The sequence below is a fragment of the Spirosoma foliorum genome, assembly GCF_014117325.1.
GTDB classification, from domain to species: Bacteria; Bacteroidota; Bacteroidia; order Cytophagales; family Spirosomataceae; genus Spirosoma; species Spirosoma foliorum.
Map to the genome: position 1 here is coordinate 7,507,629 of NZ_CP059732.1, position 23,913 is coordinate 7,531,541.

Sequence of the window (23,913 nt, forward strand, 5' to 3'; positions counted from 1 at the left end):
CCCGAATTTGCAGTATCTTGGGCGCGGAAAAAGATTTCTGCTCAATACCTCTATGAAAATCAATACGTTGTCTGTACTACTAATAGCGGTGGGGATGACCACTGGATTAATGGGCTGCAACTCAGCCATGCAGGCGTATAAAAAAGGCGTTCGCCATTACGATGCGGGAGAGTATAATCTGGCGCTGAGCCAGTTCCAGAAAGCGGCTAAGGGAAACATAGATCCTGCCCGATTGAATTACTACACTGCGGAATCCTATCGACTGTCGAACCGATTTAGCGAAGCTGCGCCATTTTACCAAAAAGCCATAGAGGCCAACACCACAGAGCCAGATGCCCGGCTCAATTATGCCTACGCTCTGAAATCGCAGGGAAACTATACCGGGGCTCTTGATCAGTTGCAGCAGTATGTAGCCCATGCGCCTAAAACGACAGCCAAAGCTACACTCGATAAGGCGCGTCGCGAAGTAGAAACCTTGAAAGCGATTGACCTGATTGCGAAAAATAAATCGCTCATTACCCTTAAAAACATGGGAAACCTGAACTCGGCAGGGGCAGAATTCGCACCTGTTGTTCGAGGAGAAGAACTTGTTTTTACGGCTTCCCGGAAAGATCAGACGTATAAAAATAATGGCCTGCCCATGTTGGGTCTTTATAAAACTAAGCTGAATCAGAAACCCGACGAAACGGGCAATGCTGGCGGTGCTTCTGGAACGCCGGAAGTATTCAGTACAAATGTGTTTCAAGGCGATGTAAATGAAGGAACACCAGCCTTTTCGAAGGATGGTAAAACGATGGTTTTTGCCCGTGGTAATAACGGGAAGCGTAAAGGTGGCCTGGATGTTGATCTGTATATCAGTCGTTTAGGTGAAGGCAATACCTGGAGTCAGCCACTACGACTGCCGATCAGTGACTCAACTGCCTGGGATGGTTCTCCGGCGTTCTCCGGCGATGGCAAAACACTTTATTTTGCCTCGAACCGCGCTGGTGGAGCGGGTGGAATCGACTTGTATCGCACCAGTATTGATGCGTCGGGGCGCTTTAGCCGACCAGTTAATATGGGCCGCGATATCAATACGCCGGGCGATGAAATGTTTCCCTATGTTGGACCAAATGCCAAATTGTATTTTTCGTCGGATGGACATCCGGGATTAGGTAAGCTGGACGTTTTTGTGGCCACACGTTCTGGCGGTGTTACACGAGTTGAGAACATGGGGCAACCAATCAACTCGCCCGCCGATGATTTTGGCCTGATTTATACTGACCCAACAAAAGGCTTTATGGCCTCGAATCGTGGTGGTGGTAAGGGTGACGACGATATTTATTTCTTCCAGGAAGGCCCCGATACGACTACTGACACCCCGACCATTGCTAAGAACGATCCGCCATCTGACGCGCCTAAAACAGTACGTTATTTTATTGCCGGAACAGTTTCGGCCAATGAAACAACTGTCGTTCCACTCGATTCGGCCAAGGTTCGGATTCTGGATGATGCTACGGGCCAACCCATTGCTGAGGTAACAACGGGGCAAGCCGGTACATTTGGTAAATATCCTTTGCAGGAAGGAAAAGACTATACCATTCTGGCTGAACGGAAAGGGTACCTGACACGTCGGGAGCAATTTACCATGCAGGGAAAAAGCATTCCGCCTGTTTTCCTGACCAAAGCGGAGACCGATACAACGTTTAACGTAGCCGTATTACTCGATCGATCAGTACTGAACAAGACGTTTGTGTTGGAGAATATTTACTATGACCTGGATAAGTATAACATTCGGGCAGATGCTTCGCCGGAACTCGATAAGATCGTAGTCATTCTGAAAGATAATCCAACGCTTAAACTCGAACTCAGCTCGCATACGGATACCCGTTCTTCCGATGCCTATAACATGAAGCTATCGCAGAACCGGGCAAAAGCGGCCGTTGACTACATTGTATCGCAGGGAATCTCGGCCGATCGGTTGGTGGCGAAAGGATACGGTGAAACGCGCCTGGTGATCAAAAATGCGAAAACGGAAGAAGAACATCAGAAGAACCGCCGAACTGAGATCAAGATTCTGGAATTGTAATATCCTGGTTTACTACCAGGACAAACACTATCTTTAAGGGCTTGGTTATATCTTAATAACCAAGCCCTTATTGTTTTATGAAGAGTGATAAACTGCGCCAATTCTTCGTCGTATTCAGTATAATCATACTTATTGTTATGAATTATCTCTCCAACGTTGGCGCATTTGGAGGGAAAACAAATAAGGCGATTTCTGATAAGTATCACACTCTGATTACTCCGGCAGGTTACGCGTTTTCTATCTGGGGAATCATTTTCCTGGGGCTATTGGCCTTTGCTATCTACCAGACACTTTCTTCCCAGCGAGACAATCCCCGCTTTCGAGCTATTGGCTGGTGGGTAGTATTAAACGCCCTTTGCAATGCCATATGGAGTCCGCTGTTTAACAATGAGTATATCGGACTTGCCCTGATCGTTATTCTGGTGATGTTATTTTCACTCGTCATTATTGAACAACGCTTATTGGAACGGCAACATGTTCCTGTTTTGTCAACCGATCCGGATAATACCTTACCTGAATCATCAGCTTCTGCCACAGAGACATGGCTGGCCCGAATTCCGTTTTCTATCTACTTCGGCTGGCTTACAGTCGCGACTATTTTAAATGTTGCGGTTTATTTAAAAGCGACAAACTTTGGTTTGATGGGCTTAAGCGAACAAACGTGGGCGATGGCCATGCTAATCGTTGGGCTTATCGTTGGCGTGATCGTCTTCAATCGATTCAGAAGCGTGGGCTATATACTGGTTTTTGCCTGGGCTTACATTGCTATTGCAGTAGAGCAAAAAGACTATCCCCAAATACAATTGGTAGCCGGAATAGGAGCTATTGTTGCGGTGGGAGTCGCTATTGCAGGTATGGTTTCTCGGAAAACACAGGTTTATAGTTAATAGTTGAATTGTGGTGTCGGGTACTTATACCCGAAATTATGCGGTTTTTCAAAACCGTTTGTTTCGACTGTTTCGGGAAACCGCATAATGTCAGTTTCTCAAAACTGACATCACGACGAGAAGCTAGCATCACAACAAAACGCCCACACATCATTTGACGTGTGGGCGTTTTACTTGTAAGAAGACGAGTTGGTTTAAGCCGCTTCGTCTTCCAGAATAGTGATGCTGTTAATTTTATCACCCTGACGAATTTCATCAATGATATCCAGCCCGTCCACCACTTTACCAAAAACGGTGTGGTTGCGATCAAGGTGCGCCGTATTTTGACGGTTGTGACAAATGAAAAACTGCGAACCACCTGTATTACGGCCCCGGTGTGCCATCGACAGTACACCCCGGTCATGATACTGGTTATTCCCTGTTAGTTCGCAATCAATTGTATAACCAGGACCACCCGCACCAGTTCCAGTTGGGTCGCCCCCCTGAATCATGAAGTTAGGGATAACGCGGTGAAATTTGACACCGTCGTAAAAGCCTTTTTTAGCCAGCGTAATAAAGTTGTTTACTGCTTTTGGGGCATCTTGCTCGAAGAACTCAATGGTCATCGTGCCCTTATCTGTATTCATTTGTGCCTTTGGCATAACTCAATCAATTTTGTTTGGTCCACAAAATTACAATGATTTCCAGTTCAGACAGAACAAAAGTGGGTTAAGCGACCGTGCGGTCGGGAGAAAGTCGGTCTAAGAATAAGCAGTTGTGGGCCCTGTATAGGTAGGAGCTTCATAAACGATGCAGTGAATGAATATACATCATGTAAACGCAATTACATTTCCTGGTCCGCTTATGTACTTTATATAATAATCATCAAATGGTATAAATGAATAAATTTATTCTTAGAATAAGCCAATTTATCGATTGGTATTTGTGGAATAATGCAACTAAATTGCCTGATATTAAGTTGCAAAGAAGCTGGAGCAAAAGCTAATTTCTTGTTTTTGTGCAATTATACTCAACGTTATTCTGCTCCCTGAGTAATATTACTTCCGTAAGTTTCTCTACAAGTCTATTGTTGCTCTTTTTTTGTCTCTTTTAGCCTGTTGACGTGGAAACTCAATCGATACCTTATTACGATAATTTACCGGATTTTTTGAAAGCAGTGAAGTCGATTGAGTCGACAAATCGTTGCTTCGGTATTTTTCCGTTTGAGCAATTCGGTGGGCCGGGTGAGGTAATTCCACCTTTTCGGAGTAGTACCTATGTAGTGGCTCTTGTGACCGAAGGTACCGGAACGATTCACCTGGATGGCGTGCCGTATCGCGTACAGCCGGGTACGTTATACTTCCTGCGTCCGTGGACGGTTCGGTCTATTCATAAAGAAGACCAATGGCATGGTTACGTAGCCATGTTTACGTCAGAATTCGTAACCAAACGATCGGTACTTTCCGACCCAATGCAGGAGTACCCGTTTTATCGAAAGGGTGCCCAGCCATTGATACATATTACGCCTGAGGAGACAAACGAACTGGCGAATCAATTCGAATTGATTGCTACGGAGTCCAATCATCCAACACGCTCAAAAGCGGATCGTTTGGACCTTATTTATCATCTGTTGCAGGCTTCATTGATCAAGAGTCGGCAGGTGTACCGTCAGGCACTTTCTGCTATCGACTATTCGCAGCCTGTGTCCTTAATTGAGCGCTTCCAGAGCCTGTTGCAGATGTATTACCTACCCGATCCCAATCAGGGAACGCCCGTATTACTTACGGTTCACGAAGCAGCCGATCGACTGCACATTCATCCACATTATTTAAGCGATATTTTAAAGAAGTACACAGGTAAAACAGCTCTCCAGCACATTCGGGAACGAACAGCGTTTGAAGCTCAGAACTTAATTCGAAATACAAACCTGACGGTAGCCGAAGTTGGCTATCAGTTGAACTTCGAAGACCCCTCCAACTTTACCAAATTTTTTAAAAGTATTACCGGAATGACGCCCCGTGCCTACCGCGAACAACGGTACGCTTTAGCCGCATAATCCAATGTCGACTGGTAATTTTGATGAGTCAGTTTTTAGAATCTGCATTTTTTACCAGTGAATCTACAAAACCTACCTGTTCCGTTGATAGGCGCACCGCTAATTTTGTCCTATTACTAGATAGAGTTAACACTTAATGCAATAAGTATTAATTGCTTACCTGATTCAACATGTGGATTGTCCGCTTAGCACTTGAGAAAAAATATACCATCGCTGTAATGGCGTTGCTGATTATGATAATGGGCGGGCTGGCAGTTAACCAAATGCCAACCGACATTTTTCCGCGTATCAATATTCCCGTAGTATCGGTTATTTGGGGTTACACGGGGCTATCAACCAATGAAATGGAGAAGATGATTACCAACTTCTCCGAAACTTCGCTCATCAACAACGTAAGTGACATTCAGCGGCTCGAATCGCAGACGTATAATGGAACCGCAGTTTTAAAGATTTTTTTCCAGCCATCCGTTAAGATTGAAGAAGCGCTTGCCCAGGTAACAGCCATTTCGCAGACTATTCTGGTGCGGATGCCGCCCGGTACACAGCCGCCTTTAATTGTCCGCTATAACGCGACCGACGTACCAGTTTTACAATTAGGCCTATCGTCTGATAGTCTGACCGAAGCCCAAATTACCGACTACGCCCAAACGCGCGTTCGCCCTCAGATTTCGACCGTGCCGGGTAGTCGGCTTTCGCAGGCGTTTGGGGGGAAAACCCGCCAGATTGCGGTTGATTTGGAGCCGGATCAGTTGATTGCGTATAACGTTACCCCGGAAGAAGTTACCAATGCTGTTTCGGCGCAGAACCTAACGCTTCCTGGCGGTTCGCTTCGGTTAGCGGAACGGGAGTATAATGTACGCCTAAACTCAAAACCCGACGTCATTACGACGCTGAATGACATTCCGATCAAAACGGTTGGGGGTACAACGGTTCACATGCGGGATGTTGCCAATGTGCATGACGGTGCCGCGGTGCAATCAAATATCGTTAAGCAGGATGGGAGCAAGGGTATATTGATGCGGATAGTGAAAACGGGTAACGCATCGACTACGGAAATTGTCGACAAGATTAAAAACCAGATTTTACCGACAGTTCGGGCGGCAGCTCCGTCTAACCTGCGTATTGAAGCGCTGTTCGATCAGTCGCTATTTGTGCGAGCCTCTATCAAAGGCGTATTGGTTGAAGGTTTGATTGCGGCTTTGCTTACGGCGGCTTTGATCCTGCTATTCCTCGGAAGCTGGCGCAGTACATTGATTGTTGCTATTTCGATTCCTCTCTCGATTCTGTCGTCGCTGGTAATCCTGTATTTATTGGGCGAGACACTGAATATCCAGACCTTAGGTGGGTTAGCGCTGGCTATCGGTATTCTAGTGGATGACGCAACAGTAACTATCGAAAACATTCACCGGAACGAGGAATTAGGAATGCCGTTGCGGCAGGCCATTCTCGAAGGGGCTCAGCAAATTGCTACACCAACGCTCGTTTCGACGCTCACCATCTGTATCGTTTTTACATCGGTATTGTTTCTCGAAGGTCCGGCCCGTTTCTTATTTGGCCCGTTGGCCGAAGCGGTGGTATTTGCCATGCTGGCTTCCTATGTACTCTCGCGGACATTGGTTCCAGCACTGGCTGACCTGATGTTGAAAAACGAGGGGCACGGGGCCGGGGAGCATGGTAATAAGCGCCCTAATGCGTTCGCCCGCTTCTATAATAGCTTTAATGCGGGTTTTGATCGGTTTCAGGCTCGTTATATTGGTGCTTTAGAATGGGTACTCAATAATCGCAAAAGCGTATTAGCTGTCTTTCTGGTTATCATTGTCTTCACAGGAGTACTTTTGCCTTTTGTAGGTCGTGATTTCTTCCCACGCGTTGATGGTGGACAAATGCGATTGCACCTGCGGGCTCCTGCGGGCACACGACTCGAATCGGCTGAACAGATTTCGGCTAAAACGGCTGAAATCGTTCGCGAGGTCATTCCAGAAGACGAAGTCGGTTCAATCATTTCAAACATTGGCTTAACCTCAGAACGATACAACTTCTTTTTCTCCGATAACTCAACCGCTAGTTCTGCTGATGCTGAACTGTTGATTTCGTTGACTGAAGAGCGCTCACGTCCAACAGATGACTACGTCCGGGAAATTCGGGCGCGATTGCGCGAAGAAATGCCTGACGTAACGTATTTCTTTTTGTCGGCTGATATTGTTAGTCAGATTCTGAATTTCGGTCTGACAGCCCCAATAGACGTACAAGTGTCAGGTTTCGACCGGGCCAATAACCTGAAAGTGGCGCGGGATATGCAGGATAAAATTGCGCAGATTCCGGGTTTGGTGGATGTGCATTTGCATCAGGTTCTGGATGCTCCTGAGCTGTTTCTGGATGTCGACCGCGAACGCGCTGGGCAATTTGGCCTGACCGAGCAACGAGTGGCTACGAACCTGAATATTTCGTTGAGCGGTACTGGACAAACTCGCCCAAACTTCTGGCCGGACCCAAATACAGGTTTTCCATACGTCATTGCTGTACAGACACCTCCGTACAAACTTGATTCGTACGATAAGTTGCTTCAAACGCCAATTACCTCTAACCAGATTAGCCCACAATTGTTGAGCAACGTGATGACGATGAAGCGGACGGTAGCTCCCGTTATCATTAATAGGGTAAATACGCAACCGACCTACGATGTGTATGCCTCGGTTGAGAAAACGGATTTAGGTTCAGTCGCGAAAGCATTAGAGAAAATCTCGGCCGAATATAAACCGCAGCTCAAACCGGGTAATGTCATTTCGATTCGTGGTCAGGTGGAGAGTATGGAAAGCGCGTTCACCCGATTGGGCATAGGCATTGTGTTTGCTGCCTTGCTGGTTTACTTGCTCATGGTGGTCAATTTCCAGTCATTCCGCTATCCGTTCATTATCATTACAGCGTTGCCAGGTGCGTTATGTGGCATGGTCTGGATGCTGTTCTTAACGGGTACTACGTTCAGTATTCCATCGCTGATGGGGGCCATCATGAGCGTTGGGGTGGCCACGGCAAACAGTATTCTGCTCGTCAGTTTTGCGAAAGATCACCTGCCCGAAGTCGGTGGCAATGCGTATGAAGCAGCGCTCGAAGCCGGTCGGACGCGTCTACGCCCGATTCTGATGACAGCGATCGCTATGATTATTGGGATGCTGCCTATGTCGTTAGGATTAGGTGAAGGTGGTGAGCAGAATGCTCCGCTGGGACGAGCCGTAATTGGCGGTTTGTTAATGGCGACATTCACAACTCTTTTGTTTGTGCCAGTTGTGTTTAGCTATCTGGCCCGAAAGAGTAAAACTGTATAAACTTTTGTCATTCCGACGTCAGGAGGAATCTTAAAATTTCCTGATGTATAAGTAAGGATACTTTAAGATTCCTCCTGACGTCGGACCGGGTGGCCGGAGCCATGAAAAAAATAAAGATATGAGCTTGATTTATCACATCGTTCCTGCTGCCGATTGGGCCAGTCAGAAAGACTCGCCGAATTATGAAGCTGCCAGTTTACAGACTGAAGGTTTCATCCATTTGTCGCAGAAAGAACAGGTAGGAGCCACGTTGAGCCGTTATTATGCAACTGTTCCCGATTTACTGCTCTTGCATGTTGATACGACCAAACTGAAGCATGAACTGAAATATGAACTTGCCACGAACAATGAGTTGTTCCCCCATCTATATGGGCCACTCAATAAAGACGCTGTTATCGAAATAGAACAATTGAACTAATTGTCTTTGAGTTACTTATATGAAACTAATTCGAATCATTATTCCCTTACTGGCACTCACTGCTCTGTTTGTATTTTTCGGAGTACTGCCACGCATTAAGAATACGCAGGAATTAAAAGCGGCATCTGAAGTAGAAAAGAACCGCGAGCCCATTGTCAATACCGTTGCGCTGAAACACTCGTCAGACACAACGGGCCTGACGCTGCCTGGCCAGATTCAGCCATACCGGCAAACACCTTTGTACGCTCGTACGCAGGGCTTTCTGCGTCGATGGTATGCCGATATTGGTGCCCAGGTAAAACAAGGACAAATCTTGGCGACGATCGACGTGCCCGAACTTGATCAGGATATTGCTCGTGCTCAAGCGGATCAGCAATTAGCACAAACTAATTTGGAGCGTTTGCAAAGCGTGCAATTACCTGGTGCCATCGCGAAACAGGATGTCGATACCCGCCAATCGGGTGTTGCCGTAGCTAAGGCTAACCTGGGTCGGTTACAGGCGTTGAAGGATTTACAGCAAATCCGTGCTCCTTTTAGTGGGGTCATTACCAGTCGGACGGCTGAAAATGGCGTAATTGTATCGCCGGGAGCCGGCCAGCCGCTGTTTACCCTTTCTGAACTGGGAACATTGCGGGTATTTGTTGATGTGCCACAGACCTATTATCGGTACATAAAAATTGGTATGCCTGCTACGGTTGTTGTTCCTGAGTTAAAGAACCAGAAATTTATGGGTAAAGTAGTTCGGACGTCGGGCGCTTTACGGAACGACTCACGGACGCTGTTAGCCGAAGTAGTGATCCCGAATCCCAAACAGGCCCTTCCATCTGGTTTGTACAGTCAGGTGAAATTTGATATGATTGCGGCTACGGCACCCATTTTGATTCCAGCCAATGCGTTGCAAATAACATCCGAAGGCCCACGAGTGGTGGTGGTTGATCCAGACCAGCGAGTGCGTTTCGTTCCAATTACATTAGGCCGAGACTATGGTACCACGCTCGAAGCGACAAATGGCCTGACCGGACAGGAAACCGTAGTAACTAATCCGAATGATCGACTCCACGAGGGTCAGAAAGTTCGATTCCGGAAAGGGAATGTTGCCGAAAAAACCGTAGCCCAACGATGAAAAAAAGTAGTCTAGCCGTTAGTGTTTATCTTGTTGCAGTTGGTACTGCGATTTATTGTAACCAAGTTAGTGCACAAACAACACCCATTAGCCCACCAGGTGGTTCAGTAACCGTTCAACCAGGCAATGGGTCGACCAATACACCTGGAGTTGTTCAGCCTCAGTCGGCTGCAACAGGTGCTGCAAATGCGCAAGCGCCCCTTGTAACGTCGGGTTCTACTACCGCTGATCTGTCTCCTACGATGACGACCAGCGGTTTCCGTCGCTTTGGTGATCCATTGCTGGAATCGCTGATTCAGTTGGGTTTAGACAATAGCCCCAATTTACGGGCGGCTCTTAGTCGCGTTGAAGAAGCCCGAATTCGCGTGCGGGTGGCCCAATCCTTCTTGTCGCCTTCTTTGCGGAGTTCGGCCCTGATTACCACCCAGAGTCTCTCACAGCACCGGCCATTAGCGCTGGCAACGGCGGCACCCGATGAAACTCCCCGGTTTCAGTTGAATACGTTTCAGCTATTGCCAATTGATGCCAGCTATGAACTGGATTTGTTCAAACGAATCCGGAATACCATTGCCGTCACTGATTTGCAGGCGCAGGCTAGCATGGCCGACTATCAGACGTTTCGCCTAACGCTGGCATCCGACATTGCCCGGACCTATTTGCTCATTCGGGGCAACGACGCTGAACAAGCCGTTTTTCGTCGGAATATTCAATCGCGTGATACGACGTTATCCATTCTTCGGGAGCGTTTCCGGGTTGGTCTGATTAACCAGATCGACGTGCAACGTGCCGAAACTGATTATGCAGGTTTACAAGTAACGCTCAAAGGTCTGGAACGGGCTCGCGTTGAGCTGGTTAATGGCTTATCGCAGCTTTGTGCGCAGGACCCTAATCAGTTTTCGGTGCCTAATGGTGCTTTGCCAGCAACAGTGCCAAGTTATCCCTATACCAGCGTATCGCCAGAGCAATTACAACACCGTCCTGATCTGGTGCAATTCATTCGGCAGAATCAGATCGCGGCTGCACAGGTCACAGTTCAGCAAAATAGTACAATGCCGCGCGTAAACCTGGTTGGTTCCGCAGGTTTACTATCGGGCCGGATTGGTCCATGGATAAATCCGACCAGCGCAACGTACATACTAGGCTTCAATGCCTCGGTCCCCCTTTATGAAGGCCATCGGGCGCGGCAGAACATAGCCCTCGCGAAACAGGCAATCCAGAGCAATCAGCAAACGTACCTGCAGGCAATTCAGTTAGCTCAACGCGATGCCGAAACGGCGCTCGATAACCTTACGTTGTTACGTCAGCAGATTGACTTGCAAGGTCAAACGCTGACATTAGCTCGCCGGACGGAACAGTATAACCGCGAACTTTACGTTCGAGGATTGGCTACGTATCTGGAAGTGCTTGATGCCCAACGAACTATTCTGACAACCGAACAACAGTTAGTACAGCTTCGGAGCCAGGAGTCACAATATGCCGTTGCGTTGTTGCGTGCGGTTGGGGGAGACTGGTAGTCAGGAAAAGTGGCTTGCTGAGGTCAGCCCAGTCACTAAATTAATAGATGAGCAAAAAGACAGTATTCTTTGCTAAAGGGTACTGCTTTTTTGTGATTTTTAGGTCAAATCACTAGTGTATCTTTGCTGATGGAATACCCCTTGGTCTGTGTTAAGAAAATTAATGAATTATTAAAAGAAAATACTTGAAGATACTAATAACTAGTATTGGTAAATATATTCTGCTTGAGTTTACGTGTAAATTGTCAACTTTATTGGAGAGCCACTCAGTCGAGCGTCGGCCCTGCGATAAGAATACTAAACTTTTCTGGTATAAAAACGATAAGATAATAGCAACTTTGTTATAAAATTAGGTCAATATCAATGAATCATACGTATGTCATTATTATGGCGGGGGGCGTCGGAACACGATTCTGGCCTTTCAGCCGAACAAGTTATCCTAAGCAATTCCACGATGTTCTCGGCACAGGCCGAACACTACTTCAACAAACGGCCGATCGCTTTAATGGTATTTGCCCCCCCGAAAATATTTATATAGTTACCAGTTCACTCTACAAAGACCTTTGTCAGGAGCAGTTACCACAGCTTTCGGATGATCAGGTTTTGTGTGAACCAATTGCCCGGAACACGGCTCCCTGCGTTGCCTATGCCTGTTATAAAATAGCCCAGCAAGATCCGGAAGCGAATATTGTCGTTGCTCCTGCCGATCATATTATCCTGAAAGAAGAAGAGTTTCAGCGTACGATTCAAAAGGCGCTGGAAGCTACGAAAGAGCAGGAGATTTTGGTAACGCTTGGTATTCAGCCAAGCCGACCTGATACTGGCTATGGTTATATCCAATACATTCCCGAATCGGGCGAGGGTATTAAAAACCAACGTCCGTTGCGGGTAAAAACATTTACCGAAAAGCCACACCTTGAACTGGCACAACAGTTTGTCGAAAGTGGCGAATTCGTTTGGAATGCAGGTATTTTCGTCTGGAATGCCCAGACAATTATCAACGCATTTGAGGCATACTTACCCGAAGTTGCCGAAATTTTTGAAGAAGGAAAAGGCGCTTATTACACCGAGAAAGAAAGTGCGTTTGTCGATAAGGCATACTCGCTTACGAAGAGCATCTCTATCGATAATGGCATCATGGAGAAAGCTCAAAACGTATATGTTGTTCTGAGTGATTTTGGCTGGTCGGATTTGGGCACCTGGAAATCTTTGTATGAAGTATCGGATAAGAACGAAGACTTCAATGTGGTTGACGGTCATATCATGCTTTACGATACCAAAAATTGCATTATCAAAACGCCAAAAGATCGCCTGGTCGTGGTGAATGGCCTGGATGGCTATATTGTGGCTGAATACGACAACGTTCTGATGATCTGCCGCAAGGAGGAAGAACAGAAAGTGAAGAACTTTGTCGCCGATGCTAAAGAACGAGGCACGGAGTTTGTTTAGGATGGCGTAAGATCTTCCCGAATAGCTTACCTGTTCGGGAAGATTGTCTACGAACAAAACCGACTGGGCAATGACTCAAACCGTCTGTTCGTTAGCCTTATAAGCTGCTGATTAACTCGTGAAAAAAGTTCTCTACCTAAGCCTAACCTTACTTCTGGCAACTCTGCTCATAGAGTGTAAAGAATCGGATGCTAATTTTTCGCCCGGTGCAAGTGATCCCCGCATTGCAGGTACGTGGCGCCTTGTTGAGCGATTATACCCCGTAATTGTCAATGATACCTTGATTGACTCGGTCTCAGTGGGTGATTATTATAAAATCGACTCGACTTTTGTCAATAATCAATACGTGATCGATTCTGTCCTGGTAAAAGCCCATTTTGAAAAAGACACGATTATCACGACAAAATCAGTTGACCGTACGGGTCGCTACTCCGATCGCCTGCCACAAACATTAACGTTTAATACGGATGGCAAGTTAAGCGCCAAGGGAGACACAATGTCGTACTACTACCCAATCAAGTATTTCTTGGTCGATAAAACATATCCCGACAGTCTATTCCTTAATCTGTATATTACGACTAATCGGGCTAATGTCTACTTTCAGCAGGGATTGAAGTTTAATGCAGATACGATGCTGCTTCAGCCCCGATGTGAACGGCGTTGTTATTCAAAGTTCGTTCGGGTGAAATAAACTTCGACAACTCACTCTTTTGTTGCGGTAAAGCTCACGGTTGAATTGTTAAATGGATAATTCGTAAACGTTAAGCTTGTGCTTGTCCAACTGCCCACTTTAGTTGTGCCCGAATACAAATCAATGGCGTTGCCCGACCGCTGTAACGAAAGCGTTTTCAATTCCGAAAAAGCGGTGCTCCCGGATGCACTGGCAGTCATGTAAGATAATGTGACGTTTACTACATCCAGCGCGGTTCCAGTAGGTACTATAACAACCAACCCATTGACAATCGAAATCGGTTGTGTGCTTCCACTTGCCGTAATGGTTGTAACGATATATCGACCGGATATGGCAGATGCTAGATTAGGGTCTGGTGCTGGTATCGACTCAGTTTTTTTGCAGCCAGTTAGGGATAACAAACTTATGGTGAAGATTAGTAGCCAGGATGAAAGTGGGTTTAACGTAAGGCGCATAAAAGTATAAGAAGTTAGGCTTAGTAAACAGTGGCCATTGCGCGTACCGGAAATGTTCCAACACCTTTAAACTTAGGCGGAACGGCGCTAAACGTAAAGCCTGTTTGGGGCACTAGCGCCAAGTTGCACAAATGTTCGACAATCAAAATATCGGCTCCTAACAAGGTTGTGTGTACCGGGCGGCTTTTGCCGGTTGTATCATCAATATTGTGCGAGTCAATCCCAACTAACTTAACGCCACAATCGCGTAGATAGGCCGCAGCATCAGCGGTCAGAAACGGGTGATTTTCGTAGTAAGTTTCAGTGTTCCAGAATTCATCCCAGCCCGTATGAATTAAAACGGCGCGGTTCCGAAGTTCATAATTCAGTAAATGAGCTTCTGTAACGGCCAGTGTTTCGGAATAAGGTACGCTTATAACAATGCCTTCCAGATTTGTAAATGCTTCCAGACCTACTTCTGATAAGTCTTTCCCGTGCTCAAACCGATGAAACGGGCAATCCAGATAGGTACCTGTATTGGTCACCATCTCAATTTTGCCAATTTGGAACTCCGTGCCTGCTTCATAAAACTGGCGCGAGTTTTCGCGACTCAGGTAGTCACAAACAATAGGGGCGGGGAGCCCTTTATAGGTAACCAGACCCGCTTCAATTGTATGACTCAAGTCAATAAGCCGATTTCGCCTTCCCGTTTTTTCGGTCGATGCGCGTTTGTGTGCTTCGGTTATAATTTCTTTATTGAGAATACGGGCCTGACCAACCATTAGTAGGCGTAAATCAGCAATAACGTAATCTATTAGGGCCTGATCCGAAATCGTCTCGCCTTCAATATCCAGTCGGAAATCTTCCCCTTTTAAACTACCCCCATTGGTAAAGTAGAACTCAAAATCGAACTTAACTCGTTTCTGCATTTGTAGATTCGTCTCTGGCGCGAGTATTTACTCGTGCCCATAATAGAGCCAGCATTCGCTGGCACAATAGGTTACTGAGTACGTCAGCGAATGCTGGCTTTATTATAGGGCACGAGTGAATACTCGCGCCAGAGTTTGAAATCAGCTTTTCCTCTCCCAGCCTTGTGCCCGAATAGGCGTTTGTTGGCCAGCTTTTGTGGATAAAACAAGTTGGTTTGGGTCGGGCGTTAGGTAGCCGATGGCCGTAATGCGGGCGTTGGTTTCCAATTTTTCAAACGCCTGCGGACGAACCGTAAATAATAGCTCATAGTCCTCACCACCATTCAACGCGGCCGTCACCGGACTTATCTTGAACTCGTCGGCAGCCAAATGCGTCTGGTCATCTATCGGTAAGTTTTCGTCAAAAATTACCGCTCCCGTACCCGATTGCTGACAAAGATGGAGTAGTTCAGAAGCTAATCCATCCGAAATATCGATCATAGCCGTAGGCCGAATGCCGAGATCACGAAGCTCATGAACCATATCGGTGCGGGCATCGGGGCGAAGTTGACGCTGAACCAGATAGGCTCGCTCTTCCGACAAATTGGGTTGCATATTCGGGTCAGCGAGAAACACCTGTTTTTCGCGTTCTAACAACTGCAAACCCAGATAAGCGGCACCCAAATCGCCCGTTACGCAAATTACGTCGTTTGGCTGGGCTGTATTTCGGTACGTAATTAAATCCTTAGGGACTTTTCCCAGAACGGAGACGGAAATAATTAACCCCGAACGAGAGGAAGTCGTATCGCCCCCAACTAAATCTACATTGTAGGCTTCGCAGGCCGCCCGGATACCTTCGTACAGCTCATCGATAGCCTCAACGGGGAATCGGCTGCTTAATCCAATACTAATTGTTGCCTGTATGGGTAAACCATTCATGGCGGCAATATCTGATACGCCAAAGGTTACAGCTTTATAACCGAGATGTTTCAGCGGTACGTAGGTTAGGTCAAAATGAATACCCTCTACGAGCATGTCGGTGGTAAGTAAGCCGTATTCATCGCCCCAGTCAAACACAGCGGCATCGTCGCCAATACCACGTATGGTTTCAGGGTGTGTAGGTTGAGAGGTAGCCTGCCGAATTCGTTCAATTAATCCGATTTCGCCAAGTGTATTTAAGTCTGTCATGATAACTAGTAATGAATAATGGATAATGGCCAATGAATAATGCATTGATAGATACGATCATTGTACATTGTTCATTATCCATTAAAAAAGCCGTTCCGATTTGACATACGGAACGGCTTTTTCTGGTAATTGGTTTGCGAATGTCTTAGGGATTTGTCAGCGTGTAGACGTTTGTTGTATTACCTGTCTTCTGGCTGGCTGTTGTTCGGGTAAGTTTTAAGTTGCTGTCGTCAATGGAGTTAATCGTAAAGGTGATGGTTCCATTGTCGCCCGTTGGCGAAGGGTTCAGGTTCGTCAGTTTGAGCGTATTGTCATCGGGAAGGGAATACTGACCAGTAAATTTATTCCCATCGAATTCAGTGTATACAACGGTTGGGGGTGAACTCAAATCAAGCTTAAAGCTGGTATAGTTGCGAATATTGGTAGTTCCTCCTTTGGTGTAAACAGTGGTACTGTTTTCATCCACTTTGCTAGCTGTCCAGACTTTGGCAATTCGTTCTGAAACGGGAGCTACCTTACTACCACCACAGCCCATTACTAGTAGGCTAAACAGGGTTAATACTGAAAGAAAAGCGATAGAATAAGTCTTTCTCATAGTTAATCAAATGCAAGAGAATCAGAGTGGCTAAAGTTACGCTAATTTTGTTGGCACTCGCAAAATTGATGCCTAATAATTCATTTGTTTGAGCCAACGGACATATGTCTCTTACTACCCCAAGTTCATTACCATCGTATACCCGTATGCAGCTAGCTTTACGCAATGGGCAGGATCGTGACGAAATCTGGTGCGCGTACGAAGGCATTATTTATGACCTATCAACATCGCGTTTATGGCGTAATGGTAAACATTATGAACACTGGGCTGGACAAGATCTTACCGATGAACTGGCTGATGCTCCCCATACCGACCGTGTTTTTAGTCGCTTCCCAGCGATTGGGAAATTAATCTAATGGTCAAGATTTCATGTTATACCCGATTAAACGTGAAATTTTGAACCTGGAACCTGAAATTGTTAAACATGAAAATTCTGATCGCTGATAGCGGCTCAACTAAAACCGACTGGCGACTTGTTGATAGCAATGGCAGTACATACGCTATTCAAACGGATGGATTCAATCCTTATTATCAGACTACTGCTCAAATGGTTAATACGTTGCAGGCGCAATTGATTCCATACCTGAACGATACCGATATCACGAAGGTTTTTTTTTATGGAACAGGTTGCACTGGCCCAACGGTGAATCCTATTGTTGCCGATGCGCTTCAGGCAGTATTGCCTGGTTTGCAGGTTGTTGAGGTAAATAGTGACATGCTGGGAGCCGCCCGAGGAGCAATCGGTCACCAATCCGGAATAGCCTGCATTTTGGGAACGGGGTCAAATGCCTGCTGCTATGAGGGAGGTCAACTCACACGAGGTATTCAATCACTTGGGTTTTGGCTGGGCGATGAGGGAAGCGGAGGATATTTGGGTAAAACGCTCGTTCGGGATTTTTTTCAGGAACGCTTACCCGCCGAACTCCGCGAAGCCTTTCAATTACGTTACGCCCTGGATCGCCCAACGTTACTTGAAAATGCGTATCAAAAGCCTTTCCCTAATCGATACTTTGCCGCATTTACACCATTCTTATCCGAGCATCTGGAACATCCTTACATCGCCAATTTGGTGACGGAGGCCTTTGTGTTATTTCTGACTACCTATGTCAAACGGTTTCCCGAAGCCAGTTCGTGGCCGATTTATTTTGTAGGGTCGATTGCTTACTATTTTGCGAAACCACTGCAACTGGCTGTCAAACAAACAGGCTTAACAATGGGTAGTATTCTAAAAGCACCTGCCGAACAGTTAGTTGAATTCCATAAAAATGGGTAAGTTCCGTGTGTTCGCCGTACTTTTGCAGAATGTTTTACGGTTTACAGTATTCAGTCTACGGTGGGCTGACGAATAACTCTCGATGTGTTAGCCCATCGTAAACCGGATACTGTAAACCGTAAACTGACAATCACCTGAATAATGGCAAATCGGTATTTTTTGAAAATAAAAGACATCGTTCGGGAAACGCCCGATGCGGTGACAATAAGCTTCTGGCACCCCATTAACGAAGAAGTTCGCTATCAGCCGGGGCAATTCCTGACTTTTTTACTCAACATAGATGGGCAAAAGATACGCCGGTCGTACTCAATGGCGTCGTCGCCCCACGTTGATGTATCCTTGTCTGTATCGGTAAAGCGTGTTCCGGGTGGACTGGCCTCAAATTACCTCTGCGATCGTATCCAACCCGGCGATATTCTGGAAACCCTTGAGCCTATGGGCACGTTCGTCCCGAAACTTGATCCCCAAAATCGGCGGACAATTATCCTGATTGGGGCGGGCAGTGGTATTACGCCCCTTTTCTCGATGGCGAAATCGGCGATGCACGTAGAACCCAACAGCCGGGTGTGGCTGATCTATGGTAATCGTAACCAGGAGTCCATTATTTATAAAGCGCATTTAGATGCGATGGAACAAGGTTATGGACGTTCGCGCTTTCAGGTAACGCATATTCTGAGTCAGCCCAGCGCAGGTTGGACTGGTGCCGAAGGTCGCCTGAATCAGCATACATTGACGAAATTATTAGATCAGCTTCCGGCTTCTGAACGCCAGAATGCCAGTTTTTACTTATGTGGACCCGATGGTATGATGGCCGAAGTGCGCTCAGCCTTATCGTTGGTTGGTGTTTCTTCGGAACACGTTCATAAAGAAAGCTATGCTACAGCACCAGTTATGGCGGGTGAAGTGGTTGAAGAACCCGTTACAGCTGCCGATAATGGAACACCAGAAGTAACGGTCCTGTATGAAGGTAGCGAGTATAAATTCGCCGTTGCCCCTCATCAGACTATTCTGGAAGCAGCGCTGGATTTGGATATTGACTTGCCGTACTCCTGTCAGGCGGGTATGTGTACGGCTTGTCTGGGACGCTGTACATCGGGTAAGGTGAAACTAGACGAAGAAGACGGTTTATCCGAGTCGGAATTGAAGGCTGGTTACGTGCTTACCTGCGTAGCTCACCCCGTTGGTCCGAATGTCGTTATTGAGATTGAGTAAAAGACTCTTTCTAAACAAAAAAGGGTAGATGGCATCGGCTATCTCCCCTTTTTTGTTTAGAGAACTTATTCCCTACTCGTCAATTTTGGGTGCCACCGCTGGTTTCGGAGCCGAGCGAGGTTTGGCAACCCGTGCAGGGGGAGTAGGAGGGGCAATTGCCGGCGCTGCCTGAACACGTACTGCTGGTGCCGCTGGTACTGCAGGTACTACTACATCTACTCTGGGGGCTATTGCAGGGCGAGGAGCACGTGGGGCACGCGGAGTGCGTGTAATGCGGCCTCTGCCTGTGTTGACGTTGACATTCATGCCCATATCCAGATTGGGTAGGTCGCTAGTTATTCGGGATAGGCTTTCGCCATGTCGTTCCATTTCTACTGATAACCGCTCTAGTTGTGCATCCAACTGGCGAGATTCGAGTTCTAGTTTTTCCAGCGGTTTTCGAGCCTCCAGTAATTTTGCCTGAGTAGCTTCTAACTGCCGATTGGCCTCCTCAATACTAGCTTCCTGTTTCTTTATTTCTGGCTCAAAAGCGGCTACTTGCTTCTCCATTTCTTCCAGACTTAATTTCTGCTTTCCATCCTGACGCATCATCTGTTGTTGCTTCTCAATGAGACTATTGCGTAACTGCATCAGCTTCTCTTTACGCCACTCCAACATCTGTTGGTTTCGTCCGAACTCCTCAATGGGAAACTGCATTTTCTCCATCTGAAGGTGTAACGTCTGAACCTGATGCGCCCGCTCATTCATAAGCCTGCTTAGGCTATCGATTTGCCGTTGCTGGAAAGCGCGCTGAGGGGCAAGGGTGTCATTTGCTAACAGGAACGCATCGTGGCTATTACGAGTAGCAGCCGCAAGCGCATCGTCGATAATGCTTTTATAATCGACTTTCGCTAAGCCTTCTACGGTTCCGTCTGGGCTGAGGGGAACGTTTTTCAGTGCTGATGATGCGACAATGTTATCGTAATCAATGTGCGATAAGCCTTCGGTCAAAGCACCCATTCCGTTATCAAACGCCTGATTCTTTTCAATAATCGTTAATAGAATGTCTCGGTCAGCTTGTTTGACCGCATCAAGCGATAGCTGCCCATTCATCACCTGATTCAGTTGAGTTTGTAATTTAGTTAATCGGGCTGCCGACAGCTTTTGGCCTTTCCAGATCACATAGCCCACTTTCTTGCCATCGACCATACCATATTCAGAATTACCATCAATTTTATGCCGACGGGTCGATTGAGCAGGTTTGGGTTGTTTGGTTTCCTTTTTCGTATCATCCTGTTTCTGGACTGCATAAACCGATACACTCATCAGCAAAATAGTCGCAAGGGTTAAACCAGCCAGACTGGCATTGGAGACGAAGGGGCGCGTTGGAACCCCCAGCACCCGACGAACCCGATGCAATAAGTGTTGCCGTTTTGAGGCAAATGCCATCGCCAAAGCGGGAGTCTGTTCAAGTTGCATAAGCCGTAGTTCTTCTACACGGGCAAGCGCTTGTGCCAGAATACGACCATTGCCTCCGCAAGCTTCTACCGCCAAATCGTCGCAGCAATGTTCACGCTCTTCTCGCACACGAGCTGATAGCCACCACAGCGCAGGATGAAAGAAATAGAGCACTTCAACAACCGATTGGAGTAGGTTCACGGCGTAATCATGCCGTTTTACGTGGGCTAATTCATGTGCCAAAACCGCTTCGACTTCACGCATAGACAGGCTTGTGGCTAAGCCAATGGGGAGCAATAAAACGGGCTTTAACATGCCAACCACCATAGGTACCGCAATACGTGCCGATTCACGAACTTGCACAACGGTTTTGATCATCAGGGCCGAACGAAGCTGGTTCGTTAACGAAAGCCAGTTTTTGGTGGCAGGCTGCGTAGCTGTTTTGCTTAGCCGTTGCAGATAAAGCCACCCCCCTGCCAGTCGCAACCCGAACAAGGCCACACCAATTAGGTAGATCAGGACAAATTGACTCAGATGCCTTTCCAGAAATAGCTGCGTTTGTTGCTGCCAGGGTAAACTTTGCGTCACCGTTTGCCAGCGAACCAGTTTAGCATAGTGGATGGCGGCTGACGGCACGATTGGTTGATTCTCAACAACTGGCTCATAATACCAGATAAACGTAGCCCCTGATACCAAAAGTTGGGTGAGCAGGGTGAGCACACTAACGCGATAGCGCAGCATACTGGATTGGTTCCGAAGAAGATGAAGCACTACAGCTACCGGCAAAACCAACGCAAAACCCTGCCAGAGCGCATGGAGTAGCGTCCAGCCCAGGGCATCCACCACTGAATTCGACAAAAAATGGAAAGCGTTCATGAGTTATAGGAAATCGTTAAGTGTGAGTAAAATCATTTTATCAGTTCACAAAATCAGGTCAATCAGCTTAATCAGATAAATCTCGGTTCAGATCACTCAGCAGATTTTTAATCTCATCTAATTCTTCGCGCGAGGCTTTATGTTGACCCAATATCTGCATAACTAACTTCGATGCTGATCCCCGAAAAGCCGTTTCAACAAAACGGTCAACTAAGTTCCGTTGGGTAGCTTCTTCGCTGACTGCCGCTGTGTAGGTATGCGAGCGACCATCTTCCTCGCGGGAAAGCAGCCCTTTCTCGTACATAATCTGCATTAATTTCAGAGCCGTTGTATAACCGAGGTCTCGGCTTTGGCTCAACGTATCGTGTACCTGACGTACTGTACTGGGCCCATTGGTCCAGAGTACATGCAGGATTTCCAGTTCAGAGTCCGTTGGCTTCATGATTCATCTACGAATAATTTCGTAGCAAACATATACGAAGGTTTTCGTAGATGCAAATTTGTGAACAAAAAAGTTTTAGAATAGCTTCTTTAGGAAGGATTCTTGTGGATTCTGTTGGGTGTATGTTTCTTTGGTAGTTCGGGCCACAGATTCTATACAGATGCACTGCATACGAATAGCATCTAAATGGGGTAGAATCCACAACATCAAAAGAATCTCTAGAATCTTATCATTTAACAATGACTGCAAACGAAACCCTGACTATTCCAACTCGGCCTGCCCGCCCATTTATTGGTGAGGCTATAAGCTTGCAAAGCTGGGACGATGTTAAACCACTTTTCGATGACTTGCTGGCACGACCGCTGAACAACGCCAATGACCTACGACAATGGTTACTCGACCGAAGTGAACTTGAATCGTATTTGTCGGAAGATTTTGCGTGGCGTTACATTCGAATGACTTGCGATACGGCTAATGAAGAGTTGGTCAATAATCTCAACTTCTTTATTGCCGAGATTCAGCCGCCCATGACTGCGTACGGCAATGACCTTGACCTGAAAGCGGTGAATAGCCCCTTTTTAAGTGAGCTGACCGACGAGGGGTACGATATTATGGTACGGGGTATGAAGAAGGCAATCGAGATTTTCCGGGAAGAAAATATTCCGCTTCAAACTGAACTTCAGACCGAGGAACGAAAATATGGAGCCATTGTTGGCGCCATGACTGTAACAATTGACGGTCAGGAAATGACCCTGCCCGCTGCCAGCGATCGACTGCAATCTACCGATCGGGCTGTGCGTGAAGAAGCCTGGCGTAAAATCTGGGAGCGTCGCTATCAGGATCACGAGGAACTTGATCAGTTGTTCGACCGGTTGCGGGCACTCCGTCATGAAATAGCTGTTAATGCCGGCTTTGCCAATTTTCGGGATTATTCGTTTGCCGCTCTGGGCCGGTTCGATTATACACCACAGGATTGCATCAATTTCCACGAATCTGTAGCAGAGGCTGTTGTTCCACTGCTCAATGATCTGGCTAGCGAGCGAAAGGAAAAACTTTCCGTTAATCCCCTACGGCCCTGGGATACCAAAGTGGATGTAGAGGGTCGGCCACCGTTGAAACCATTCGCTACTGGAGATGAACTGCTGGAAAAAGCCATTACCTGCTTCGACCGGCTCGACAAGGAGTTAGGAGATGATCTACGGATTATGCGCGCGATGGGTCACCTTGATCTGGAATCACGAAAAGGGAAAGCGCCAGGTGGTTATAATTATCCGCTCGAAGAAATTGGTGTACCATTCATTTTCATGAACGCTACCTCAAGTCTGCGCGATTTAGTGACGATGGTTCATGAAGGCGGCCATGCGGTTCATTCCTTCTTAACCCGCGATTTGCCGCTGAAAGCATTCCGGAATCCACCGATGGAAGTTGCTGAATTGGCTTCCATGAGTATGGAATTACTTTCCATGGATCACTGGGACGTGTTTTTCGAAAACCCGGATGAGCTTCGGCGAGCCAAGCTTCAGCATCTGGAATCCATCATCGAAACGCTTCCCTGGGTGGCTACGATCGATAAATTCCAACACTGGATTTATGAGCATCCAGAGCATACCGATACCGAAAGGCGTGAAAACTGGCTTCGGATTTACAACCAGTTTGCCGATACGGTGACCAACTGGGATGGTTTCGCGTTTTATCAGGAGTATATCTGGCAGCGTCAGTTGCACTTATACGAAGTGCCTTTCTATTACATTGAGTATGGGATTGCGCAATTGGGCGCCATTGGTGTGTGGCGGAACTACCGACGAGATACTAAAGCAGGCTTGGCAGGCTATAAAAAGGCATTGAGTTTAGGCTACAAAGCGCCCATTCGGGAGATATACGCAGCCGCTAACGTACCATTCGACTTTTCGCGCGAAAATATTCAAGAGCTGATGACTTTCGTAGGGGAAGAAATGAAGAAATTAGGGTAGTTGTCGCGTCTCAATAGGCGGGAAAAGAAAAAAACTGACTACTAACGACTGTTGGCTAACGACTGTTTCT

Annotated in this window: 20 protein-coding genes; 13 read left to right on the forward strand and 7 right to left on the reverse strand. The window is 46.9% G+C overall.

Features of this window, described 5'->3' with window-relative positions:
• Positions 1–52 precede the first annotated feature (52 nt).
• Together H3H32_RS31525 and H3H32_RS31530 are read left to right on the forward strand one after the other, a co-directional pair.
• Positions 53–2,068 (forward strand): CHU_0125 family OmpA-like outer membrane integrity protein, encoded by a 2,016-nt coding sequence (locus tag H3H32_RS31525; RefSeq protein WP_182459704.1) that lies wholly within the window; start codon positions 53–55, stop codon positions 2,066–2,068.
• A 77-nt stretch (positions 2,069–2,145) separates the two neighbouring features.
• Positions 2,146–2,955: a TspO/MBR family protein gene (locus tag H3H32_RS31530; protein WP_182459705.1), complete on the forward strand. Its 810-nt coding sequence runs from the start codon at positions 2,146–2,148 to the stop codon at positions 2,953–2,955.
• A gap of 194 nt (positions 2,956–3,149) precedes the next feature.
• Here H3H32_RS31530 and H3H32_RS31535 read toward each other — a convergent pair whose 3' ends face one another.
• Positions 3,150–3,596, reverse strand: a complete 447-nt coding sequence (locus H3H32_RS31535) for a peptidylprolyl isomerase (RefSeq protein WP_182459706.1) — start codon at positions 3,594–3,596, stop codon at positions 3,150–3,152.
• A 461-nt stretch (positions 3,597–4,057) separates the two neighbouring features.
• On the opposite strand from H3H32_RS31535, the gene H3H32_RS31540 reads away from it, so the two are divergent.
• The 7 genes from H3H32_RS31540 to H3H32_RS31570 all read left to right on the forward strand — a co-directional run bounded on the left by H3H32_RS31540 (position 4,058) and on the right by H3H32_RS31570 (position 13,508).
• Positions 4,058–4,990, forward strand: coding sequence for a helix-turn-helix domain-containing protein (locus tag H3H32_RS31540; RefSeq protein ID WP_182459707.1), 933 nt, complete (start codon positions 4,058–4,060; stop codon positions 4,988–4,990).
• Between the two features lie 170 nt (positions 4,991–5,160).
• Complete coding sequence (locus H3H32_RS31545; RefSeq protein WP_182459708.1) at positions 5,161–8,313, forward strand: efflux RND transporter permease subunit; 3,153 nt, start codon at positions 5,161–5,163, stop codon at positions 8,311–8,313.
• A gap of 118 nt (positions 8,314–8,431) precedes the next feature.
• Positions 8,432–8,731, forward strand: coding sequence for a DUF952 domain-containing protein (locus H3H32_RS31550; RefSeq protein WP_182459709.1), 300 nt, complete (start codon positions 8,432–8,434; stop codon positions 8,729–8,731).
• Between the two features lie 19 nt (positions 8,732–8,750).
• Complete coding sequence (locus H3H32_RS31555) at positions 8,751–9,854, forward strand: efflux RND transporter periplasmic adaptor subunit (RefSeq protein WP_182459710.1); 1,104 nt, start codon at positions 8,751–8,753, stop codon at positions 9,852–9,854.
• Positions 9,851–11,368, forward strand: coding sequence for an efflux transporter outer membrane subunit (locus tag H3H32_RS31560; protein ID WP_182459711.1), 1,518 nt, complete (start codon positions 9,851–9,853; stop codon positions 11,366–11,368). The genes H3H32_RS31555 and H3H32_RS31560 overlap by 4 nt, the downstream gene beginning before the upstream one ends.
• Before the next feature lie 363 nt (positions 11,369–11,731).
• Positions 11,732–12,817 carry a mannose-1-phosphate guanylyltransferase gene (locus H3H32_RS31565; protein ID WP_182459712.1) on the forward strand — a complete coding sequence of 362 codons (1,086 nt, stop codon included), beginning with the start codon at positions 11,732–11,734 and terminating at the stop codon, positions 12,815–12,817.
• A gap of 118 nt (positions 12,818–12,935) precedes the next feature.
• A complete protein-coding gene (locus H3H32_RS31570) occupies positions 12,936–13,508 on the forward strand; it encodes a hypothetical protein (protein WP_182459713.1) in 573 nt (190 codons plus the stop codon).
• A gap of 11 nt (positions 13,509–13,519) precedes the next feature.
• Here the strand turns inward: H3H32_RS31570 and H3H32_RS31575 are convergent, their stop codons facing one another.
• The 4 genes from H3H32_RS31575 to H3H32_RS31590 all read right to left on the reverse strand — a co-directional run bounded on the left by H3H32_RS31575 (position 13,520) and on the right by H3H32_RS31590 (position 16,633).
• Positions 13,520–13,963, reverse strand: a complete 444-nt coding sequence (locus H3H32_RS31575; RefSeq protein ID WP_182459714.1) for a hypothetical protein — start codon at positions 13,961–13,963, stop codon at positions 13,520–13,522.
• Between the two features lie 20 nt (positions 13,964–13,983).
• Positions 13,984–14,871, reverse strand: coding sequence for a cyclase family protein (locus H3H32_RS31580; protein ID WP_182459715.1), 888 nt, complete (start codon positions 14,869–14,871; stop codon positions 13,984–13,986).
• A gap of 141 nt (positions 14,872–15,012) precedes the next feature.
• The gene (thiL, locus tag H3H32_RS31585) at positions 15,013–16,038 is read right to left on the reverse strand and encodes a thiamine-phosphate kinase (RefSeq protein ID WP_182459716.1); all 1,026 of its coding nucleotides are present in this window, start codon (positions 16,036–16,038) and stop codon (positions 15,013–15,015) included.
• A 145-nt stretch (positions 16,039–16,183) separates the two neighbouring features.
• Complete coding sequence (locus tag H3H32_RS31590; RefSeq protein WP_182459717.1) at positions 16,184–16,633, reverse strand: hypothetical protein; 450 nt, start codon at positions 16,631–16,633, stop codon at positions 16,184–16,186.
• 104 nt (positions 16,634–16,737) lie between these two features.
• On the opposite strand from H3H32_RS31590, the gene H3H32_RS31595 reads away from it, so the two are divergent.
• From H3H32_RS31595 to H3H32_RS31605, 3 genes are all read left to right on the forward strand, one after another.
• Positions 16,738–16,989 carry a cytochrome b5 domain-containing protein gene (locus tag H3H32_RS31595; RefSeq protein WP_182459718.1) on the forward strand — a complete coding sequence of 84 codons (252 nt, stop codon included), beginning with the start codon at positions 16,738–16,740 and terminating at the stop codon, positions 16,987–16,989.
• Between the two features lie 68 nt (positions 16,990–17,057).
• Positions 17,058–17,906 (forward strand): N-acetylglucosamine kinase, encoded by an 849-nt coding sequence (locus tag H3H32_RS31600; RefSeq protein WP_182459719.1) that lies wholly within the window; start codon positions 17,058–17,060, stop codon positions 17,904–17,906.
• Positions 17,907–18,047: 141 nt separating this feature from the next.
• Positions 18,048–19,118, forward strand: coding sequence for a ferredoxin--NADP reductase (locus tag H3H32_RS31605; RefSeq protein ID WP_182459720.1), 1,071 nt, complete (start codon positions 18,048–18,050; stop codon positions 19,116–19,118).
• 72 nt (positions 19,119–19,190) lie between these two features.
• Here H3H32_RS31605 and H3H32_RS31610 read toward each other — a convergent pair whose 3' ends face one another.
• Together H3H32_RS31610 and H3H32_RS31615 are read right to left on the reverse strand one after the other, a co-directional pair.
• Positions 19,191–21,431, reverse strand: coding sequence for a M56 family metallopeptidase (locus H3H32_RS31610; protein ID WP_182459721.1), 2,241 nt, complete (start codon positions 21,429–21,431; stop codon positions 19,191–19,193).
• Between the two features lie 67 nt (positions 21,432–21,498).
• Positions 21,499–21,873 (reverse strand): BlaI/MecI/CopY family transcriptional regulator, encoded by a 375-nt coding sequence (locus H3H32_RS31615; protein ID WP_182459722.1) that lies wholly within the window; start codon positions 21,871–21,873, stop codon positions 21,499–21,501.
• A gap of 239 nt (positions 21,874–22,112) precedes the next feature.
• Here H3H32_RS31615 and H3H32_RS31620 point away from each other — a divergent pair, with 239 nt between their 5' ends.
• Complete coding sequence (locus H3H32_RS31620; RefSeq protein WP_182459723.1) at positions 22,113–23,843, forward strand: M3 family oligoendopeptidase; 1,731 nt, start codon at positions 22,113–22,115, stop codon at positions 23,841–23,843.
• The last annotated feature ends 70 nt before the right edge of the window (positions 23,844–23,913 follow it).

What these genes read in the sequence shown, in the direction of transcription:
- H3H32_RS31550 (WP_182459709.1), top strand. Translation starts at nt 8,432, where the DNA reads ATGAGCTTGATTTATCACATCGTTCCTGCTGCCGATTGGGCCAGTCAG.
- H3H32_RS31560 (WP_182459711.1), top strand. Translation starts at nt 9,851, where the DNA reads ATGAAAAAAAGTAGTCTAGCCGTTAGTGTTTATCTTGTTGCAGTTGGT.
- H3H32_RS31615 (WP_182459722.1), bottom strand. Translation starts at nt 21,873, where the DNA reads ATGAAGCCAACGGACTCTGAACTGGAAATCCTGCATGTACTCTGGACC.
- H3H32_RS31565 (WP_182459712.1), top strand. Translation starts at nt 11,732, where the DNA reads ATGAATCATACGTATGTCATTATTATGGCGGGGGGCGTCGGAACACGA.
- thiL (WP_182459716.1), bottom strand. Translation starts at nt 16,038, where the DNA reads ATGACAGACTTAAATACACTTGGCGAAATCGGATTAATTGAACGAATT.
- H3H32_RS31590 (WP_182459717.1), bottom strand. Translation starts at nt 16,633, where the DNA reads ATGAGAAAGACTTATTCTATCGCTTTTCTTTCAGTATTAACCCTGTTT.
- H3H32_RS31605 (WP_182459720.1), top strand. Translation starts at nt 18,048, where the DNA reads ATGGCAAATCGGTATTTTTTGAAAATAAAAGACATCGTTCGGGAAACG.
- H3H32_RS31610 (WP_182459721.1), bottom strand. Translation starts at nt 21,431, where the DNA reads ATGAACGCTTTCCATTTTTTGTCGAATTCAGTGGTGGATGCCCTGGGC.
- H3H32_RS31525 (WP_182459704.1), top strand. Translation starts at nt 53, where the DNA reads ATGAAAATCAATACGTTGTCTGTACTACTAATAGCGGTGGGGATGACC.
- H3H32_RS31555 (WP_182459710.1), top strand. Translation starts at nt 8,751, where the DNA reads ATGAAACTAATTCGAATCATTATTCCCTTACTGGCACTCACTGCTCTG.
- H3H32_RS31595 (WP_182459718.1), top strand. Translation starts at nt 16,738, where the DNA reads ATGTCTCTTACTACCCCAAGTTCATTACCATCGTATACCCGTATGCAG.
- H3H32_RS31580 (WP_182459715.1), bottom strand. Translation starts at nt 14,871, where the DNA reads ATGCAGAAACGAGTTAAGTTCGATTTTGAGTTCTACTTTACCAATGGG.
- H3H32_RS31530 (WP_182459705.1), top strand. Translation starts at nt 2,146, where the DNA reads ATGAAGAGTGATAAACTGCGCCAATTCTTCGTCGTATTCAGTATAATC.
- H3H32_RS31535 (WP_182459706.1), bottom strand. Translation starts at nt 3,596, where the DNA reads ATGCCAAAGGCACAAATGAATACAGATAAGGGCACGATGACCATTGAG.
- H3H32_RS31600 (WP_182459719.1), top strand. Translation starts at nt 17,058, where the DNA reads ATGAAAATTCTGATCGCTGATAGCGGCTCAACTAAAACCGACTGGCGA.
- H3H32_RS31575 (WP_182459714.1), bottom strand. Translation starts at nt 13,963, where the DNA reads ATGCGCCTTACGTTAAACCCACTTTCATCCTGGCTACTAATCTTCACC.
- H3H32_RS31620 (WP_182459723.1), top strand. Translation starts at nt 22,113, where the DNA reads ATGACTGCAAACGAAACCCTGACTATTCCAACTCGGCCTGCCCGCCCA.
- H3H32_RS31545 (WP_182459708.1), top strand. Translation starts at nt 5,161, where the DNA reads ATGTGGATTGTCCGCTTAGCACTTGAGAAAAAATATACCATCGCTGTA.